This window comes from Cupriavidus sp. 94F1 (assembly GCF_057798875.1).
This window is the reverse complement of the sequence record NZ_JBYOJT010000001.1, coordinates 839,994-859,608: the sequence shown is the minus strand read 5'-3', so window position 1 is coordinate 859,608 and position 19,615 is coordinate 839,994. Positions and strand designations below refer to the sequence as shown.

The following is a 19,615-nucleotide window of genomic DNA, read 5'->3' as shown; positions in this document are numbered from 1 at the left end:
CAAGGCAGGGCGGGTCCCGGCGGCGCGCATGCATGGGGCGCGCCGCCGGCCGCTAGCTAATTCGGTCGGTGGCGGAGGTGGCGAAGTCGCGCCGGTCGCCGGCCGGATTGGCGGCCTCCAGGCCGAAGAACGCCCGGGCTTCGCGGGCATCCTTGGCGATGGCCTCGGTCAGCGCCTCGAGCGTGTGAAAACGCTCTTCGTCGCGCAGCTTCTTCATGAATTCCACGCGCACCAGCTTGCCGTAGAGGTTCGCGTTGAAGTCGAACAAATGCACCTCCAGCAGCACGCGGCCGGCGTCTTCCACGGTGGGTCGCACGCCAATGCTGGCCACGCCTGGCAGCGGGTGATCGGCAATGCCATGGACCTGCACCACGAAGATGCCGTTCACGGCCGGGCGCTTGTGCGTGATCCGCAGGTTCAGGGTCGGAAACCCCAGGTTGCGGCCCAGCTTGCGGCCGTGGATCACGTGGCCGCTGATGGCATAGCCGTGGCCCAGCAGGCGACGCGCGTGTTCCAGGTCGCCATCGGCCAGCGCCTGGCGCACGGCCGAACTCGAAATGCGGATGCCGCCTTCGGAGACCGAGCCCATCTGCTCCACATCGAAGCCAAACTGGCGGCCGGCCTGCAGCAGGTAGCCGAAGTCGCCGGCGCGCTTGGCGCCAAAGCGGAAATCGTCGCCCACCAGCACCCAACGCGCATGCAGGCCGTGCCAGAGCACGTTCTCGACGAACTGCTGCGGCGACTGGGCGGCAAAATGGGCGTTGAAGTGTTCCACCACCACGCGGTCCACGCCGTTGCGGCGCAAGGCATCGAGCTTGTCGCGCAGCAGGGCAATACGGGTGGGGGCGTGCTCCGGCGCAAAGAACTCGCGCGGGTGCGGCTCGAACGTCATGACGCATAGCGGCAGGCCGCGCGCGTCGGCGGCCGCACGGGCGCGCGCGAGCAGCGACTGGTGGCCGCGATGCACACCGTCGAAATTGCCGATGGTGAGCGCGCAGGGCGCCCGGCTTTCGGCGTTGGGCAGGCCGCGGAAGACTTTCACGAGGACGGCGGACGAGCTTTTCAGGGAAAGCGAGCATTATAAGGCGAATGGCCCCGCGTGCCGCCGGATTGCCTCTTTTGACGGCACCGGCCTTGTGCCGTTGTAGGCAAGCTGCCCACAAATGGCGAATTTGTGGGCCTATCCGCCACTCCGCCATGGCGCAGCGCCGCAAAAGGCGGCATGATATGCCCAATTCAGAACAAGAACCGCGCGATTCCTGCAACAGTCGCCGCTCCCCGGGTCTGTCGCAGCGGAATGTCGTCGCCTTACATGCCAGGCCACACTTGAACGCGCTGCTTAACAAGATATTGCCGCCCCCCGGGCCGCAACTGGACACCGAGACGCGGGCCAAGCTGCTGGCCACGGTCCATCGCGTCTCCCCCACCGCCATTGCCTCGTCCGTGCTCCTGCCGGGCCTGACCGCCTGGGCGTTCTGGAACGAAGCCAGCCATTCGGCGCTACTGGTCTGGTGCGCGATCATGCTGCTGCTGACGGCTGGCGGCAGCTGGTTCTACCTTGGATACCAGCGCGACAGCGGCAAGATGAGCCGTTCGGCGCACACGCGCAAGTGGTGGAACAACATGCGGGCGATAGCCTTCCTGACAGGTCTGACCTGGGGAAGCTCGGCGCTGCTGCATTTGTATACAGGCTCGGTGGTGTTTTCCAGCGTGCTGTACCTGCTGACGCTGGGGGTGCTGGCGGGCGGCGCCACGTCGCAGTCGCCGATCCCCTCGAACCTGGTTTTTGCCGGCGTGCCAATCCTGGTGCCCAATATCCTGCTGGCCGAGATCGCCTTTCCGGCCCATGGCGGCTACGTGCAGCTGCTGCTGGTGGTCTATGCGCTGATGCTGGCGCGCCATTCGCTGAACCTGCAGCACACGCTGGTGCGCGCCATCCAGCTCGAATCGGAAAGCCGCCGGCTGGCCAAGCAGTTTCAGGAGGAAAAGGAGCGGGCGCTCCACGCCAGCGAGGAAAAATCCCGCTTCCTGGCCGCCGCCAGCCACGACCTGCGCCAGCCCGTGCATGCGCTGGTGATGCTGGTCGAGGCGCTGCGCGCGCGCAACCAGTCCAGCGCGCTGCATCCGCTGGTGGAGCAGGTGGCGGCCGGCACGCAGACCATCGACCTGCTGTTCCGCTCGCTGCTCGACCTGTCCAAGCTCGAAGGGCGCAAGGTGCTGCCCACGCTGGAGCCGTGCGAGCTGCACTCGTTGATCCACGACGTCATGAGCCAGTTCGCCGCCGACGCGCGCGAAAGCGGTCTGACGCTGACGCCGCGCGTGCCCGACGAACTTTACGCGATGGCCGAACCTGTGCTGCTGCGGCGCGCGCTGTTCAACCTCGTGCAGAACGCGCTGCGCTATACCAGGCGCGGGGGCATCCTGGTCACCGCGCGCCAGCGCCGCAAGCATGTGCGCGTGGAAGTCTGGGACACCGGCGCGGGTATCACGCCGGAACACTTGCCCGAGATCTTTTCGCCTTATTACCAGGTGCATAACCCCCAGCGCGATCCGTCGCAGGGGCTGGGGCTGGGGCTGGCCATCTTCAAGGAATGCGTGCGATTGATGCGCGGCACCTATGGCGTGCGCTCGGTGCCGGGCAAGGGTTCGGTGTTCTGGTTCGCGCTGGCGCCGGTGCCGGCCGAGACCGTGGCCAACGTCCGGGCCATGCGCGCCAATGCGCAGGCCGAGGAAGCGCGGCAGGATCGGCTGCGCGGCACGGTACTGGTGGTGGACGATGACAGCCAGATCCGCAAGGCGTGGATCGCGCTGATGGAGGCATGGGGTATCCGCGTCGCCTGTGCCGCGCACGGGCAGGAGGCCGATGCACTGTTCGCCAAGGGCCTGAAGCCGGACATCATCTTCTGCGACTTGCGCCTGCCGGGCAACGAGAACGGCCTGGACCTGCTGGAACGCTGGCAGACCACGCAGCCGCAGGCGCGCAGCGCCTTGCTGACTGGCGACCTGAAATCGGCGGCGCTGCTGGCGGCCGAGGATGCCGGCTATTTCGTGCTGCCCAAGCCGGTGGACCCGGCCAATCTGCGCATGCTGCTGCGCCGCTGGCTGCAGGTTGGCTGAAGCGGTCGCCGTCTGTCCAACCGCGCGTCAAAGGGCATCACCCAAACAAAAACGCCGCCCTGGATACCAGAGGCGGCGTTTCCTTATTGTGGCGGGCAGGGCAGGGCGCTTACTGGCGCAGGCGGAAGCGCTCCATGCGCGACATCACCTGCATGCGCGTACGCACGCCCAGGCGCTGCAGAATGGCAGACACGTGTTCCTTGACCGTGTTTTCGGTCAGCCCCAGCTTGCGTGCGATGACCTTGTTGGGCAGGCCTTCCAGCACCAGTGCCAGCACCGAGCCCTGGCGCGGCGTCAGGCCCAGTTCGGCCGGGGTGACGGGAATGCCGTGCGCCGGGCCGAAAGACTGCGAGCGACCGGACAGCGCTTCGTCCGACGGAAAGCTCGTATCGCCGGCCAGCACCTTGCGCACGGCGGCCGTAAAGGCATTGGCATCGAGATGCTTGCCGACGAAGCCGCATGCGGACAGCGCACGCGCACGGCCCACGATCTCTGGCGTGGCTTCGGCGGACATGAAGATGAAACGTGCGCCCGGAATCACGGTCTTGAACGCCTGCATGGCATCAAAGCCCGTGCCGTCATTCAACCAGATATCGAGCAGCACGATATCGGGACGAAGTCCCTGGTTCAGCGAGTGGAGAGCCTCCTTGGCGCTCCCGGCAGCGTGGACAGCAACGTCGGGCATCACCTCCGCCAGGAAGGCAGTGGTGCCGGAAAGAGCCATAGGATGATCATCGACCACCAACAAAGTCGGTGCAGCGTTCGACATGCGTATTCCCGTCTAATTTCCCGTTTCGTCCTTGTTGTCACCGTTTTCCGAGAAAGCGGCGCGTGGACGTAGGACCCACTCTAACAGAGCGGGGTGCGCGTCACAATCGGTGGCACTTGGGTATTTCTTCTTGCAGGCGTGCCCAAAAGCGTTGTGGGAAGCGCGTTTCGCGGTAATTAAGTACCTATTGAGCACGGATTGCAAGCGTTTGCACCACAGCTTGGTAGAATCGCGGCGATGAAAAATATTGTCATATTGATTTCCGGGCGCGGCTCCAATATGGAAGCCATTGTCCGGGCCTGCGCGGCCGAGCGATGGCCGGCGCGCGTGGCCGCAGTGCTGTCGAACCGGCCCGATGCCTCGGGCCTGCAGTTTGCCGCCGGTCACGGTATCGCCACGGGCGCGGTGGACCACAAGCAGTTTCCCGATCGTTCCAGTTTCGACGCGGCGATGCGCGACGCCATCGACGCGTACCAGCCCGACCTGGTGGTGCTGGCCGGCTTCATGCGCATCCTGACCGACGACTTCGTCGAGCATTACGCGGGCCGGATGCTGAATATCCATCCGTCGCTGCTGCCGAGCTTTCCGGGCATGCATACGCACCGGCAAGCGCTGGAGGCGGGCGTCAAGCTGCATGGCGCGACCGTGCATTTCGTCACGCCCGAACTCGATCATGGCCCGATTGTGGTACAGGCTGCGCTTGATGTTCTGCCTGGCGATACGCCAGACTCTCTGGCCGATCGTTTGCTCGATAGCGAACATGTCATTTACCCGCGCGCCGTGCGCTGGTTTGTCGAAGACCGCCTGCATGTGCAGGACGGCGTAGTTCAAGTTCAACCGGCCGAACCCCAATGGTTCATGGCCATCTCGCCCGCAGCGGCAGGAAAACAGCCATGAGTCGCCAACAAGAAAACACGACCTCCCGCGACAACCGCCAGCGTTCGCGCGGCAGCAAGGGCAAGGCCAGCCCGATCCGCAGGTCTCAGGGTGACCAGGCCAATCACGCGCCCCGTACGCCGGGCGCGCTGCAGGCGTTTCACCTGCAGCACATCGACCGCCTGATCGGCAAGGTGCTGCTGTTCGCACGTCCGGCCGATGCCGTGGTGAGCCACTACTTCCGTGAAAATAACAAACTTGGCCATCGTGATCGCGGAATCATTGCCGAAGCAGTTTTCGCAGTGTTGCGCCGACGCGTCGAATTTGGTCAGTTTGCCGAAAGCGGCACCGGCGCGGCCACGCGCCGCCTGGGCCTGCTGGGCCTGGCCGCAACGCTTGGCCGCGACACGCTGACGCCGTTCCTGTATCCCGACGAAGCCGAGTGGCTGGACCGCCTGACCACGATCGAGCGATCGAGCCTGGCGCCGCGCGTGCGCGCCAACCTGCCCGAATGGCTGTACGACGACCTGGTGGCGCATCATGGCGAAGCGTTCACGGCCGCCCTGGGCGATGCCTGGCTGCGCCCGGCGCCGCTGGACCTGCGCGTCAACACGGCCAAGCTCTCCCGCGAGGAGGCGCTGGCCGAACTGCAGACCGCTGGTATCGCGGCCGAACCGGCGCCGATGGCCCCCGCCGGTATCCGCCTGAAGGGCAAGCCTGCGCTGAACCAGTTGCCGCTGTTCATCAACGGCGGCGTCGAAGTACAGGACGAAGGCAGCCAGCTGCTGTGCCATCTGCTGGCACCGAAGCGCGGCGAAATGGTCGTCGACTTTTGCGCGGGCGCGGGCGGCAAGACGCTGGCGCTGGGAGTGGCCATGCGTTCGACGGGCCGGCTCTATGCATTCGATGTGTCGGAAAAGCGCCTGGCCAACCTGAAGCCTCGCCTGGCACGTAGCGGCTTGTCCAACGTTCATCCGGTGCTGATCGACTCCGAGCGCGATGTCAAGGTCAAGCGTCTGGCCGGCAAGATCGACCGCGTGCTGGTCGATGCGCCGTGCAGCGGCCTGGGCACCCTGCGCCGGAATCCGGACCTGAAGTGGCGTCAGACGCCGGAATCGGTGCTGGAACTGACCGCCAAGCAAGCGGCGATTCTGGAAGCGGCTGCCAAGCTGGTGAAGGGTGGCGGGCGTGTCGTGTACGCCACTTGCAGCGTGCTGGAGGCCGAAAACGAAGCCATCGTCCGTGATTTCCTGGCCAAAAACGAGAACTTCCGCCTTGTGCCGGCGGCGGAGGTGTTTGCCGAGCAGAAGATCACGGTGCCCGATTTGCCGGCCGAAGGCGGCATGTTGGCGCTGTATCCGCACATCCACCAGACCGACGGTTTCTTCGCGGCCGTGCTGGAACGTACGCGCTAAGGGAATAAGGGGTTGAAGCGGGAGATGCGCAAAACCATGCAGAAGGCAGCACGATGAACCCTGATACGCTCGCGGCGCTGACCCGCTCGCATTCGGTCATGGGCAAGATGCTCGACGACCTGATCCACGATGCAGGCGGGCAGGGGTTCTTCTGGCAGATCGGCATTCTGGCCGCCTGCCTGCTGGTGGCGTGGCCGCTGGCGCGCAACGTGGTCAAGCGGCTCGAAGCGCGGCACGAGACATCGAGCTTCGCGCTGCGCCTGGCGGCCGTCAGCCTGGAGCGGGCGATGTTCCCGCTGTTCGCCTGGCTGCTGGTGCTGGTGGCGCGGTACGCGCTGGCGCCGTTCGCGTCGATCAGCGTGTTGCGGCTGGCGCTGGTGCCGTTGTTCGGCATCACGGGCCTGTATTTCACCTTCTATATCCTTCGCCGGGTGATGTCCGCCAACGGACAGCTCCACGGCATACTGGTGCTGGTGGAGAAGGTGCTGACCACGCTGGTGTGGATCGGCATGGCGCTGTACGTGGTAGGTCTGCTGCCAGACGTGGTGCGGTGGATGGAGTCCGTGCGGTTTTCGGTGGGCGGCAAGCACCCGATCAGCATTGCCGACGCGCTGATGGGTGTGGTCTGGATCCTGCTGACCGTGCTGGTGGCGATGTGGTTCGGCTCCTGGCTCGAAGACCGCCTGATGCGGGCCCAGACGCTGGACGCCAATCTCAAGGTGGTGCTGACGCGGATCACCAAGGCGCTGCTTTTGCTGGTGTCGCTGCTGGTGAGCCTGTCGCTGGTGGGGATCGACCTGACCGTGCTGTCCGTGTTCGGCGGCGCGCTGGGCGTGGGCCTCGGCCTGGGCCTGCAGAAGATCGCCAGCAACTACATCTCCGGGTTCATCATCCTGCTGGACCGCTCGATCGCGCTCGGCGACCAGATCACCGTGGACAAGTACACCGGGATCGTGTCGCAGATCCGCACGCGCTACACGGTGCTGCGCAACGGCGACGGCGAAACGCTGCTGCCGAACGAGCAGCTGGTGGCCCAGTCGGTGCAGAACCATTCGTTCTCGGGGACCAATGTGCGGGTGGCGGTGCGGGTGCAGGCCGACTACAACACGGACCCCGAAACGGTGATCGGGCTGTTGCAGGAATGTGTGCGCGATATTCCACGTGTGCTCGATGCACCGGCACCTGCCGCCTTCCTGGTGGCATTTGCCGATAGCGGCATCGAGTACGAAGCTGCCGTCTACATCGCCGATCCGCAGAACGGCAGGCTGGGCGTGCAATCGGCGATGAACCGCGCCATCTGGCGAACTTTCCAGAAACATGGCGTGTCCATACCGTTCCCGCAGCGAGAATTGCGGGTGCTGAACCCCACTGCGGGTGCCTTGCCCGTCACCGCAGCCAACGCCGAGTAAGTTCTTCGCGCATCACCTGCGGAACAAAGGCCGCTGGCAGGTATCGAAGTCGGGGAAAAAGCGGATGTCCCTCTCGCGCCGATCCGGTAGAATGCCGGGTTGTCGCGGGGTATACGGATGACCCGCAGCCCCACACCAGACAACCGCCAGATTGCAGCGGTTCGTGCCTCGGCCAGGCTCCCTCAGGGATACAGCCCGCGCCAGAAAGCTATCGCAATCGATAAATTTGCAGTCTTTTTTCTGCGCGACAGGTGCGCCGCACGGTGGTGCCGCGCTGCAAACACTCGTTTTACGACGGAGAACATAGTTTGTTCGACACAATTCTTGACTGGGCCGCCAACGGCCTCGCCAACTGGTCCTGGTGGGAGATCGTGATCTACACGCTCGTGGTGACGCACATCACGATTGCCGGTGTCACGATCTTCCTGCACCGCTGCATGGCGCACCGGTCGCTGGACCTGCATCCCATTGCCCAGCATTTCTTCCGCTTCTGGCTCTGGCTGACCACGGGCATGGTGACGAAGGAATGGACCGCCATTCACCGCAAGCACCACGCCAAGTGCGAAACCGAGGACGATCCGCACAGCCCGCAGACCCGCGGCATCCGCAAGGTGCTGCTGGAAGGCGCCGAGCTGTATCGCGCCGAGGCCAAGAACAAGGAAACCATCGCCAAGTTCGGTCACGGCACGCCCGATGACTGGGTCGAGCGCAATGTATATTCGCGCTTCGGCTGGCAGGGTGTGGGCCTGATGCTGATCATCGACCTGGCGCTGTTCGGCGTGGTCGGCATGAGCGTGTGGGCCGTGCAGATGCTGTGGATCCCGATCCACGCCGCCGGCATCATCAACGGCCTTGGCCACTGGTGGGGTTATCGCAACTACGATTGCGAGGATGCATCGACCAACGTGTCGCCGTGGGGCTTCATCATTGGTGGCGAAGAGCTGCACAACAACCACCACACGTATCCGACGTCGGCCAAGTTCTCGATCAAGTGGTACGAGATCGATGTAGGCTGGTGGTACATCCGCGCGATGCAGTCGGTCGGCCTGGCCAAGGTCAAGAAGACCCCGCCCAAGGCTCGCCTGGTGGAAGCGCGTCCGGTGGATCACAACACGCTGGAAGCGATCATCGCCAACCGCTACGACGTAATGGCGCGCTACGCCAAGGCGCTCAAGAACGCGTACAAGGCCGAGCTGCGCAAGCACAAGGAAGGCAATTCGCCCGAGTACAAGAGCTACAAGCCGGCCCGCAAGTGGATCCACCGCGAGGAAGTGAAGCTGGGGGCGCCGCAGCGCCAGCAACTGGCCAGCATCACCGAGCAGAACAAGATGCTGCACACCTACGTGGAAATGCGCCGCGAGCTGGCCGTGATCTGGGGCCGCTCGAACATGACGCGCGAACAACTGCTGGCCCAGCTGCAGGCCTGGTGCCATCGCGCCGAAGCCAGCGGCATTCAGGCGCTGCAGGAGTTTTCGCTGCGCCTGCGCCGGTACGCCTGATACAATCGCCGACGCGCCCGTCATGGCTAAAAGCCCCGCCCCAGGCGGGGCTTTTCTTTTGGCTACACTCCCCCATGTTCGCGGCATAGATCGCGCGCTCAAGCGCGGCGGCCACCGGGTGCCCCGAGGAGTACTGCACAGATGACCCCACAATCGATCAAGACCGTCGAGTTCGAAAAGCCGAACCTCGCGGATGCCGACAACGCTGCCGGCGGTAGCTGCGTGGCCCATGCCTGGGCCAAGGTGCCACCGGCACTGACGCCGGATGAGCGCGGCGCCCTCAAGGACCGTATCCGCAAACTGCTCAAGGCGCGCAACGCGGTGCTGGTGGCGCATTACTACGTCGATGCCGACCTGCAGGACCTGGCCGAGGAAACTGGCGGCTGTGTGTCCGATTCGCTGGAAATGGCGCGTTTCGGCCGCGATCACGCGGCGCAGACGCTGGTCGTGGCCGGCGTGCGCTTCATGGGCGAGACGGCCAAGATCCTGAGCCCCGAAAAGACCATCCTGATGCCGGACCTCGACGCGACGTGTTCGCTCGACCTGGGCTGCCCGGCCGACGAATTCACCGCGTTCTGCGACGCGCATCCGGACCGGACCGTGGTGGTCTACGCGAACACCAGCGCCGCCGTGAAGGCGCGCGCCGACTGGATGGTGACGTCCAGCATCGGCCTGAAGATCGTCGAGCATCTGCACGCGCGCGGCGAGAAGATCCTGTGGGCCCCGGACAAGCACCTGGGCAGCTATATCCAGAAGCAGACCGGCGCCGACATGCTGCTGTGGCAGGGCTCCTGCCTGGTGCATGACGAGTTCAAGGGCATCGAACTGGACCTGCTGCGCCGCGAACACCCGAAGGCGAAGATCCTGGTGCATCCGGAGTCTCCCGCGAACGTGGTGGAGCAGGCCGATGTGGTGGGCTCCACCAGCCAGCTGATTGCCGCTGCCCAGCAGCTCGATGCGAACGAATTCATCGTGGCCACCGACAACGGCATCCTGCACAAGATGCGCATGGCCGCGCCGGGCAAGCTGTTCATCGAGGCGCCCACGGCAGGCAATAGCGCCACCTGCAAGAGCTGCGCGCACTGCCCGTGGATGGCCATGAATGCACTGACCAATCTGGCCGAAGTGCTAGAGACCGGTCGCAATGAAATCCACGTCGATGCCGATATCGGCCGGCGTGCCGTTACCTGCATCGATCGCATGCTCGATTTCGCCGCGCAGCAGAAGACCAATGTGCGTCCTGCCGCAGACCTGGCCAAGGCGGCCGCGCTGTTCCAGGGGGTGGGCCCCGCATGAGCGTAAATCCGGTATTCGACAGCTACGGTCCGGCGCTCAAGGCGGCGCTGGAAGCCAATGTTCGCGCCGCCATTGCCGAGGATGTGGGCACCGGCGACCTGACCGGCCTGCTGGTGCCGGCCGACAAGCCGGTGCAGGCGCGCGTGATCGTGCGCGAAGCCGCGGTGCTGTGCGGCCGCCCGTGGTTCGAGGCGTGCATGAAGGCCGTGGACGAGCGCCTGCAGGTGACATGGCACAAGGAAGAGGGCGCGCGCATGGCGCCCGACGACGTGGTCTGCGAGATCACGGGCCCGGCCCGGGCGCTGCTGACCGCCGAGCGTCCGTCGCTGAACTTCCTGCAGCTGCTGTCGGGCGTGGCCACGGCCACGCGCCGCTACGCCGATCTGATCGCCGATACGCGCGCCCGCGTGCTCGATACGCGCAAGACGCTGCCTGGCCTGCGGCTGGCGCAGAAGTATGCGGTAAAGGTGGGTGGCGGAGAGAATCAGCGTCTGGCGTTGTACGACGGCATCCTGATCAAGGAAAACCACATTGCCGCGGCGGGCAGCATCACGGCGGCGATGGAGGCCGCGCTGGCGCTGCGTACCGAGGCGTCGATCCAGATCGAGGTGGAATCGATTGCCGAACTTGAAGAAGCCCTGGCAGCGGGCGCGAAGTCGGTGCTGATCGACAACTTCACGCTGGAGATGATGCGCGAGGCCGTGGCGCTGAACCATGACCGTGCGCTGCTGGAAGTCTCCGGCGGCGTGAACTACGAGACGATCCGCCGGTTCGCCGAGACCGGTGTCGACCGCATCTCGGTGGGCGCGCTCACCAAGGATGTGCGCGCGACCGACTACTCGCTGCGCATCATCGGCTAAGGGCTGACCAAGGGCCGAGTATCGGCCCTTTGATCAGCCCCGGTGCTGACGGTGGCGGGCCGCCCGACCCGTTTCCGGCTGCAGCACCGTGGGCAGCGCCTTCGGCAGCGTTTCCGGATAGTCGCGGCTGTAGTGCAGCCCGCGGCTCTCGTGGCGCGAGTACGCGCCATCGACGATCAGCGATGCTACTTCCACCAGGTTACGCAGCTCCAGCAGGTCGCGCGTGACGCGGAAGTTCGCGTAGTACTCGGCGATCTCCTCGCGCAGCAGGCCGATGCGGTGCTGGGCGCGCTCCAGGCGCTTGTCGGTGCGCACGATGCCCACGTAATTCCACATCATCCGGCGCAGCTCATCCCAGTTGTGCGACACCACCACTTCTTCGTCCGCGTCCGAGACCCGGCTTTCGTCCCAGGCGGGCAGCGCGATATCGGGGGCGCCGGACTTGCCCTGTGACGCGATGTCCGAGGCTGCGGCCTGGCCGATCACCATGCATTCGAGCAGCGAATTGGATGCCAGGCGGTTGGCGCCATGCAGGCCCGTGCAGCCGGTCTCGCCGACCGCGTACAGGTTGCCGATATCGGTGCGGCCCGCGGTGTCCGTGACCACGCCGCCGCAGGTGTAGTGCGCGGCCGGCACCACCGGAATCGGCTCGCGCGCGATGTCGATGCCCAGTTCGAGGCAGCGTGCGTGGATGGTGGGAAAGTGCTCCTTCAGGAACGACTCGGGCTGGTGCGTGATGTCGAGATAGACGCAGTCGATGCCGCGCTTTTTCATTTCGAAGTCGATGGCGCGGGCCACCACGTCGCGCGGCGCCAGTTCGGCACGGTCGTCGTGCTCGGGCATGAAACGGGTCCCGTCGGGCAGCTTCAGCAGGCCGCCTTCGCCGCGCACCGCCTCGGAGATCAGGAACGACTTGGCGTAGGGGTGATAGAGGCAGGTCGGGTGGAACTGGATGAATTCCATGTTCGCCACCCGGCAGCCCGCGCGCCAGGCCATGGCGATGCCGTCGCCGGTGGCCGTGTCGGGATTGGTCGTATAGAGATAGACCTTGCCCGCGCCGCCGGCCGCCAGCACCGTGTGCGTGGCCGTGATGGTGCGTACCTCGTCCGTGTTCACATCCAGCACGTAGAGGCCGTAGCAGCGGTTGCCTGGCAGTCCCAGCTTGGCCGACGTGATCAGGTCGATCGCGAACTGGTCTTCCAGGATCGTGATGTTCGGATGCTTGCGCGCCTGCTCGGCCAGCGTGGTGACCACGGCGTGGCCCGTGGCATCGGCCGCGTGGATGATCCGGCGGCGGCTGTGGCCGCCCTCGCGCGTCAGGTGGAAGCCAAGTTCGGCCTGGTCGTCGCGCGTGAATGGCACGCCGCGATCGATCAGCCACTGGATTGCCTCGCGCCCATGCTCCACTATAAAGCGCGTGGCTTCCTCGTCGCAGAGTCCGGCACCGGCTACGAGCGTGTCCTGCGTATGCTCGTCGTGGCTGTCACCGGAATCGAGCACTGCCGCAATGCCGCCCTGCGCCCAGTCGCTGGCCCCCGTTGTCATGGCGCGCTTGCTGAGGATGACAACCCGGTGAGTGTCGGCCAGCTGCAGCGCGACGGTAAGGCCGGCCAGACCGCTGCCGACAATCGCGACATCGAAGTTCATGGTGCAGGGGGATCGCTTCGGGGGCGAAAGCGTGATGGGGAAAGCTGGCAAGTCTACACCGGCTTGCCACGAAACTGACATCTTTCCCTTGTCTGACAAGGGTTGGCGGGGTGTGGAAAGGCGGGGGCCACAACGCCGGCGGCGCCCAAGCCCGGTGCAGGCGGATGCCCCAAAGCAAAAAGCCCCGCGAGGGCGGGGCTTTCGGCTGAAGACCAGGGATCAATTACTTGATCTTGGTTTCCTTGTAAGGCACGTGCTTGCGGGCGATGGGATCGAACTTCGAGATCTCCATCTTTTCCGGCATGGTGCGCTTGTTCTTGGTGGTCGTATAGAAATGACCGGTACCCGCGGTCGATTCCAGCTTGATCTTGTCGCGTCCGCCTTTGCTGGCCATGATTTACTCCTTATTAGACTTCGCCGCGTGCGCGCAGGTCTGCGAGCACGGCGTCGATGCCTTTCTTGTCGATCAGGCGCAGACCGGCGTTCGAGACGCGCAGGCTCACCCAGCGGTTTTCCGATTCAACGAAGAAGCGGCGGTTCTGCAGGTTGGGCAGAAAACGGCGCTTGGTCTTGTTGTTTGCGTGGGAAACGTTGTTGCCGACCATCGGCGCTTTCCCGGTCACTTGACAGACGCGTGCCATGAAGCACTCCTAAATCTTATTCGTGGACAATGTTCGCAACAGATCAACAAAAGGCGCACGGGCCCGGACTGCAGCGGATTGGTACTTCAGCGAAACGAACATTATAGACCGGAATCGAGCGGCGAATCAATGCCTTCCGGCAGATTCGGAAGGGGGCTGTTGCGCCGTGCCGCCTGCGTCACGTGGGATGACGCCCGGAAGCCGGTCCTGCTCTGGACGCACCACGGACGAACAGTGGTGCGGGCCACACTGTAATGGGGCGGGGGCGGCCTGTCCAGCCAGGCGACGGCGGAACGACTTCGTCGATTTCCGACACAGGGGCGCGGCCGTACCCGGCGGCGGACGGTCCAGTCGCATACAATGGCGGCTGTTGACCGGTTGACTCCCATGACTTTGCAAACTTCTTCGGCGCAAGCCGCCGCTGGTGGCGCGTCCGCGCGCAAGACCGTCCAGGCCGATTCCTTCCTGACGCTTCATTACAGTATCGCCCTCGAGAACGGCACCGAAGTGGTGAGCACGTTCGAGGAAAAGCCCGCCACGCTGCTGCTGGGCCAGGGCCAGCTTGCCCCGACGCTGGAGCAGGCGCTGCTGGGCATGCCCGAGGGCGACCGCATGACGTACCGACTGGACGCCGAGCACGCGTTCGGCCCGCGCAATCCTGAACTGCTGCAGTGGGTCTCGCTGGCCACGCTGCGCGAGAACAGCTCGTTCGAAGAGGAATACACCCCCGGCGATCTCGTCGAATTCAACGCGCCCGGCGGCGGCAAGTACGCCGGCGTGCTGAAGGAATACGGCGACACCGCGGCGCTCTTCGATTTCAACCACCCGCTGGCCGGACAGACGATCCTGTTTGACGTCCAGCTGATCGGAATTCTCTGATGTCCGCCGTGGCGATGGAACGCAGCATGACCGAACTCACTACCTCTGCAGACGCCGAAATCCTGATGGCGCAGCCGCGCGGCTTCTGCGCCGGCGTGGACCGCGCCATCGAAATCGTCGAACGCGCGCTGTCGCGGTTCGGCGCACCGATTTACGTGCGCCACGAGATCGTGCACAACGCCTACGTGGTGGCCGACCTGCGCAAGAAGGGGGCGATCTTCATCGACGAACTGGACGAAGTGCCAGCCGGTTCGACCGTCATCTTCAGTGCGCACGGCGTGTCGAAGGAAGTGCGTGCCGATGCCACGCGCCGTGGCCTCACGGTGTTCGATGCCACCTGCCCGCTGGTGACCAAGGTCCACGTCGAAGTGGGCAAGATGCGCGCCGAAGGCTGCGAGATCATCATGATCGGCCACAAGGGGCACCCCGAGGTGGAAGGCACGATGGGCCAGTCCGAGCAGGGCATGCTGCTGGTGGAATCGGTGGAAGATGTGAACCGCCTTGAGGTTGCCAACCCGGCCCAGCTGGCCTACGTCACGCAGACCACGCTGTCGGTGGACGAGACGGCCGAAATCGTGGCCGCGCTCAAGTCGCGCTTCCCGCAGATCCGGGAGCCCAAGAAGCAGGACATCTGCTATGCCACGCAGAACCGCCAGGACGCCGTGAAGTTCATGGTGCCCCAGGTGGAAGTGGTGATCGTGGTGGGCAGCCCGAACAGCTCGAACTCGAACCGCCTGCGGGAACTGGCCGACCGCCTTGGCGTGCCGGCCTACATGGTGGACGACCCCGAGCAGCTCAAGCCCGAGTGGGTGGCTGGCAAGCGCCGGATCGGCCTGACCGCCGGCGCGTCGGCACCCGAGGCGCTGGCCCAGGCCATCGTCGAGCGCCTGCGCACGTTTGGCGTCAAGAGCGTGCGGGCCCTGGAAGGCGTGGAAGAGAACATGTCGTTCCCGCTGCCGCGCGGCCTGGCGAGCGTGTCGGTCCAGTCCTGACGACCCCGCCTGCTTTCTGACGTTTCGAAACGCCGCTGGCCCGCCGCCAGCGGCGTTTTGCGTTTCCAGGGCACCTCGTCCCGACCGCGCCCCATCTCTGGCGCTTCTCCGTATCCCATCCCCACCGGTTGCACCGCACCGGTGCGTCGAGCCGTATCTTCCGGAATACATTGCAATACGCCTTGCACGGCGCAATGCCTTATTTGGCGTGATTATCCGGGGGTACCTGTACGAACACGCAGACAATATCAGGGTAATCCCGGGGAATGGGGTTTTCCCTATTATGGTGCGGCGCTACATTCTGCACATTAGAGCAGGCGTCCGGTAAATCGAATGAAATGCCTAATTAATAGCACGGCATTATGGGTGGCGCCGGGACGGCTTAATTGGTGCCCTGTGCGGCGCCTCAGGCGCTGCAGGCATGATTCTTGAAAGGGAAGGAGACGGGTCTGCCAAGTGGGCGGAGATTGCCCCATTCTGTGCATTGGGGAAATTCCCTAGCTCATTTGGCGGGTAAATGGTTCAGGTTGTTGCGTCGCGTATTGCATCCGCAAAGAAAGGGGATACAATGCGCGCGTTTCAAATTGAAACTAAACAAAGGCGGTCCAGGGAATACGTCCGGGAGGCGTAGTTATTTCCCTGTTTTTGTGAATCCTAGGAGATCACTCATGCAATTCACGTTTGCCAAGATTCTGCCGATCGCGGCCGCTGTGGCGCTGGTCGCTGCATGTGGCAAGAAGGAAGAAAAGCCGGCTGATGCGGCAGCATCTGCACCGGCGGCCGCCGCGGCGCCTGCCGCCGCCGGTGGCGGTGAAACCGTCGTCAAGATCGGCCACGCCGCGCCGCTGACGGGCGGCATCGCCCACCTTGGCAAGGACAACGAAAACGGCGCACGCCTGGCCGTCGAGGAAGTGAACAAGACCGGTCTGGAGATCGGCGGCAAGAAGATCAAGCTGGAACTGGTGGGCGAAGACGACGCCGCCGATCCGAAGACCGGCACCGCCGTGGCCCAGAAGCTGGTGGATGCCAAGGTCGTGGCCGTGGTGGGTCACCTGAATTCGGGCGTGTCGATCCCGGCCTCGAAGATCTACAGCGACGCCGGCATCACGCAGATCTCGCCGTCGTCGACCAACCCCGACTACACCAAGCAAGGCTTCAAGACCACGTACCGCGTGGTGGCCACCGACGCCCAGCAGGGCCCGGCACTGGCCAACTACGCCGCCAAGAGCCTGCACGCGAAGAGCGTGGCGATCGTCGACGACGCCACCGCCTACGGCAAGGGCCTGGCCGACGAGTTCGAGAAGACCGCCAAGGCCGCCGGCGTGAACGTGGTGGCACGTGAAGCCACCAACGACAAGGCCACCGACTTCAAGGCCATTCTGACCAAGATCAAGGGCAAGAAGCCGGACGTGATCATGTACGGCGGCATGGACGCCACCGGCGGCCCGTTCGCCAAGCAGGCCAAGGAACTGGGCATCACGTCCAAGATCGTTGGCGGCGACGGCGTGTGTACCGACAAGGTGGCCGAACTGGCTGGCGACGCAGTGACCAACATCATCTGCTCGGAAGCCGGCCTGGCGCTGTCGAAGATGGAAACGGGCGCCGATTTCGAGAAGCGTTACCAGGCCCGCTTCAACTCGCCGGTGCAGATCTACGCACCGTTCACCTATGACGCCGTGATGGTGATCGTGGATGCGATGAAGCGCGCCAACTCGACCGAACCGGCTGCCATCCTGGCCGAAATGCCCAAGACGAACTACAAGGGCGTGATCGGCAACATCGCCTTCGACGAGAAGGGCGACATGAAGGAAGGCACCATCACGCTGTACGAGTACAAGGACAAGAAGAAGTCCGTCCTCGACGTCGTGAAGATGTAATCCGGGGCTTACCGTCCCAGACGAACGGCACCGTGAGTACCTTGCGGTGCCGTTCTTTTTAGTCTCGCCAACGTGTTATGAGCATCCTTACCATGGGTGGAACAGGGCGGGCAGCACACCAGCAAAACTGATTACCAACCTACCCGACCTATCCAACATTACCGTCCCTTCCGCGGCATCCACACCATGCCGGCCGGAGCGGGGCTGAAGCAGGAGTTTTCATGGATATCTTTATCCAGCAGATCGTGAACGGTCTGGTGCTCGGCAGCATCTATGCGCTGATCGCACTGGGCTACACCATGGTCTACGGCATTCTGGGCATCATCAACTTCGCGCATGGCGACGTCCTGATGATTGGCGCGCTGACCGCTTTGTCGGCAATCATGGGGCTGCAGAAATTCGCCCCCGGCCTGCCCGAATGGCTGACGCTGGTGATCGCCACGCTGATCGCCATGCCCGTCTGTGCAGTGCTTGCCTATACCATTGAACGCGTGGCCTACCGGCCGTTGCGCAACGCGCCGCGCCTGGCCCCGCTGATTACCGCGATCGGTGTCTCGATCATCCTCCAGACCATGGGGATGCTGATCTGGTCGCGCAACCCGCTGACGTTCCCGCAACTGCTGCCTTCGGACCCGATCGACATCGGTTCCACCGGCGCCACCATCACCGGCAAGGAAATGGTCATCATCGGCCTGGCCGTGATGGTCATGGCAGGCCTGCTGGCCCTGGTCAACCGCACCAAGCTCGGCCGCGCCATGCGCGCCACCGCCGAGAACCAGAAGGTGGCGGGCCTGATGGGCGTGAACCCCAACTTCGTGATCTCGGCCACATTCATGATCGGCGCCACGCTGGCGGCGCTGGCAGGCGTGATGATGGCCACCAACTACGGCAATGCCCACTTCTACATGGGCTTCATCCCCGGCCTGAAGGCGTTCACCGCCGCCGTGCTGGGCGGCATCGGCAACCTGGCGGGCGCCATGGTGGGCGGCATGCTGCTGGGGCTGATCGAGGCACTGGGCGCCGGCTATATCGGCGACCTGACCAATGGTGTGTTCGGCTCGAACTACCAGGACGTGTTTGCCTTCATCGTGCTGATTACCGTACTTGTGTTCCGTCCGTCCGGCATCATGGGCGAACGCGTGGCCGACCGGGCCTGAGGGGAGAGAATCCATGAATACTCCGATTCCATCCACGGCCGTGGCGGCACCGTCGCGTGTCCCGGCCAAGACCCTGGCGGCCCTGCTGGCCTTCCTGGTGGTGGCGCTGTGCGCGCCGTTCTTCGTCCAGACCTTCGGCGGCAACTACTGGGTGCGCGTGCTCGACTTCGCGCTGCTCTACATCATGCTGGCGCTGGGCCTGAACATCGTGGTGGGCTTTGCCGGCCTGCTTGACCTGGGCTACATCGCGTTCTACGCGGTGGGGGCCTACAGCATGGCGCTGCTCGGTTCGCCGCACCTGGCCAACCAGTTCGAGTGGATCCAGCAGCTGTTCCCGAACGGCCTGCACCTGACGATGTGGCTCGTATTGCCATGCGCGGTGCTGATCGCGGCCACCTTCGGGGTGCTGCTGGGGGCGCCGACGCTGAAGCTGCGCGGCGACTACCTGGCCATCGTGACGCTGGGCTTCGGCGAGATCATCCGGATCTTCATGAACAACCTGGACCGTCCGGTGAACATCACCAACGGCCCCAAGGGCATCACGGCGGTGGACCCGGTGCATATCTTCGGCTTCGACTTCTCGAAATCGCACGAGATCTTCGGGATGAAGTTCACGCCGGTCTTCATGTACTACTACCTGCTGGTGTTCCTGGTCATCGTGATCGTGTTCATCTGCCTGCGCCTGCAGAACTCGCGCATCGGCCGGGCCTGGGTGGCCATCCGCGAAGACGAGATCGCGGCCAAGGCCATGGGCATCAACACCCGCAACATGAAGCTGCTGGCCTTTGCCATGGGTGCGTCGTTCGGCGGCGCCTCGGGTGCGGTGTTCGGCGCATTCCAGGGCTTTGTCTCGCCGGAATCGTTCACGCTGTGGGAATCGATCTACATCCTGGCCATCGTGGTGCTGGGCGGCATGGGCCATATCCCGGGCGTGATCCTGGGCGGCGTCCTGCTGGTGGGTTTCCAGGAACTGCTGCGCGTGGTGGCGGAGCCGATCCAGACCGGCCTGTTCGGCCACGTGATCGTCGATGCCGAAGTGCTGCGCCAACTGCTGTTCGGCCTGGCGCTGGTGGCGGTGATGCTGTACCGCCCGGCAGGCATCTGGCCATCGCCGCGCAAGGAAGACCGCCCGGTGGTGCGCCGCGCGGGCAACGTGGGCCGTTTCTGAGCAGGAGGACAAC

The 19,615-nt window shown here is 64.5% G+C and carries 17 protein-coding genes; 12 read left to right on the top strand and 5 right to left on the bottom strand.

Annotated features, from left to right (window positions below; genetic code table 11):
- Positions 1-52: 52 nt before the first annotated feature.
- On the bottom strand, positions 53-1,042 hold the full coding sequence (locus AC3FJ6_RS03900) for a bifunctional riboflavin kinase/FAD synthetase (RefSeq protein ID WP_488770741.1): 990 nt from the start codon (positions 1,040-1,042) through the stop codon (positions 53-55).
- 284 nt (positions 1,043-1,326) lie between these two features.
- Here AC3FJ6_RS03900 and AC3FJ6_RS03895 point away from each other — a divergent pair, with 284 nt between their 5' ends.
- Entirely contained in the window at positions 1,327-3,117 is a 1,791-nt protein-coding gene (locus tag AC3FJ6_RS03895) for an ATP-binding response regulator (RefSeq protein WP_488770740.1), read from the top strand.
- A 109-nt stretch (positions 3,118-3,226) separates the two neighbouring features.
- Here the strand turns inward: AC3FJ6_RS03895 and AC3FJ6_RS03890 are convergent, their stop codons facing one another.
- Complete coding sequence (locus tag AC3FJ6_RS03890) at positions 3,227-3,886, bottom strand: response regulator (RefSeq protein WP_029051234.1); 660 nt, start codon at positions 3,884-3,886, stop codon at positions 3,227-3,229.
- A gap of 237 nt (positions 3,887-4,123) precedes the next feature.
- Between AC3FJ6_RS03890 and purN the strand changes: the two genes are divergently transcribed.
- The 6 genes from purN to nadC all read left to right on the top strand — a co-directional run bounded on the left by purN (position 4,124) and on the right by nadC (position 11,241).
- A complete protein-coding gene (gene purN, locus AC3FJ6_RS03885; protein ID WP_488770786.1) occupies positions 4,124-4,783 on the top strand; it encodes a phosphoribosylglycinamide formyltransferase in 660 nt (219 codons plus the stop codon).
- Positions 4,780-6,177, top strand: a complete 1,398-nt coding sequence (locus AC3FJ6_RS03880) for an RsmB/NOP family class I SAM-dependent RNA methyltransferase (RefSeq protein ID WP_488770739.1) — start codon at positions 4,780-4,782, stop codon at positions 6,175-6,177. The genes purN and AC3FJ6_RS03880 overlap by 4 nt, the downstream gene beginning before the upstream one ends.
- Positions 6,178-6,230: 53 nt before the next feature.
- Entirely contained in the window at positions 6,231-7,586 is a 1,356-nt protein-coding gene (locus AC3FJ6_RS03875; protein WP_488770738.1) for a mechanosensitive ion channel family protein, read from the top strand.
- A gap of 308 nt (positions 7,587-7,894) precedes the next feature.
- Complete coding sequence (locus tag AC3FJ6_RS03870) at positions 7,895-9,085, top strand: DesA family fatty acid desaturase (RefSeq protein ID WP_400391664.1); 1,191 nt, start codon at positions 7,895-7,897, stop codon at positions 9,083-9,085.
- Positions 9,086-9,226: 141 nt separating this feature from the next.
- On the top strand, positions 9,227-10,381 hold the full coding sequence (gene nadA / locus AC3FJ6_RS03865) for a quinolinate synthase NadA (protein WP_400391667.1): 1,155 nt from the start codon (positions 9,227-9,229) through the stop codon (positions 10,379-10,381).
- On the top strand, positions 10,378-11,241 hold the full coding sequence (gene nadC, locus AC3FJ6_RS03860) for a carboxylating nicotinate-nucleotide diphosphorylase (RefSeq protein WP_488770737.1): 864 nt from the start codon (positions 10,378-10,380) through the stop codon (positions 11,239-11,241). Before nadA ends, nadC begins: the two co-directional genes overlap by 4 nt.
- 33 nt (positions 11,242-11,274) lie before the next feature.
- Here nadC and nadB read toward each other — a convergent pair whose 3' ends face one another.
- From nadB to rpmB, 3 genes are all read right to left on the bottom strand, one after another.
- Positions 11,275-12,888 (bottom strand): L-aspartate oxidase, encoded by a 1,614-nt coding sequence (gene nadB / locus AC3FJ6_RS03855; protein ID WP_488770736.1) that lies wholly within the window; start codon positions 12,886-12,888, stop codon positions 11,275-11,277.
- A gap of 223 nt (positions 12,889-13,111) precedes the next feature.
- Positions 13,112-13,282 (bottom strand): 50S ribosomal protein L33, encoded by a 171-nt coding sequence (gene rpmG / locus AC3FJ6_RS03850; RefSeq protein WP_029051226.1) that lies wholly within the window; start codon positions 13,280-13,282, stop codon positions 13,112-13,114.
- Between the two features lie 13 nt (positions 13,283-13,295).
- Positions 13,296-13,529, bottom strand: a complete 234-nt coding sequence (gene rpmB, locus AC3FJ6_RS03845) for a 50S ribosomal protein L28 (protein WP_008644908.1) — start codon at positions 13,527-13,529, stop codon at positions 13,296-13,298.
- 387 nt (positions 13,530-13,916) lie between these two features.
- On the opposite strand from rpmB, the gene AC3FJ6_RS03840 reads away from it, so the two are divergent.
- From AC3FJ6_RS03840 to AC3FJ6_RS03820, 5 genes are all read left to right on the top strand, one after another.
- Entirely contained in the window at positions 13,917-14,408 is a 492-nt protein-coding gene (locus AC3FJ6_RS03840) for an FKBP-type peptidyl-prolyl cis-trans isomerase (protein ID WP_029051225.1), read from the top strand.
- Positions 14,408-15,400, top strand: coding sequence for a 4-hydroxy-3-methylbut-2-enyl diphosphate reductase (gene ispH, locus AC3FJ6_RS03835; RefSeq protein ID WP_153947353.1), 993 nt, complete (start codon positions 14,408-14,410; stop codon positions 15,398-15,400). Before AC3FJ6_RS03840 ends, ispH begins: the two co-directional genes overlap by 1 nt.
- 668 nt (positions 15,401-16,068) lie before the next feature.
- A complete protein-coding gene (locus tag AC3FJ6_RS03830; RefSeq protein ID WP_153947354.1) occupies positions 16,069-17,277 on the top strand; it encodes a branched-chain amino acid ABC transporter substrate-binding protein in 1,209 nt (402 codons plus the stop codon).
- 221 nt (positions 17,278-17,498) lie between these two features.
- Complete coding sequence (locus AC3FJ6_RS03825; protein ID WP_092601748.1) at positions 17,499-18,434, top strand: branched-chain amino acid ABC transporter permease; 936 nt, start codon at positions 17,499-17,501, stop codon at positions 18,432-18,434.
- Positions 18,435-18,447: 13 nt separating this feature from the next.
- On the top strand, positions 18,448-19,602 hold the full coding sequence (locus AC3FJ6_RS03820) for an ABC transporter permease subunit (protein WP_488770735.1): 1,155 nt from the start codon (positions 18,448-18,450) through the stop codon (positions 19,600-19,602).
- The last annotated feature ends 13 nt before the right edge of the window (positions 19,603-19,615 follow it).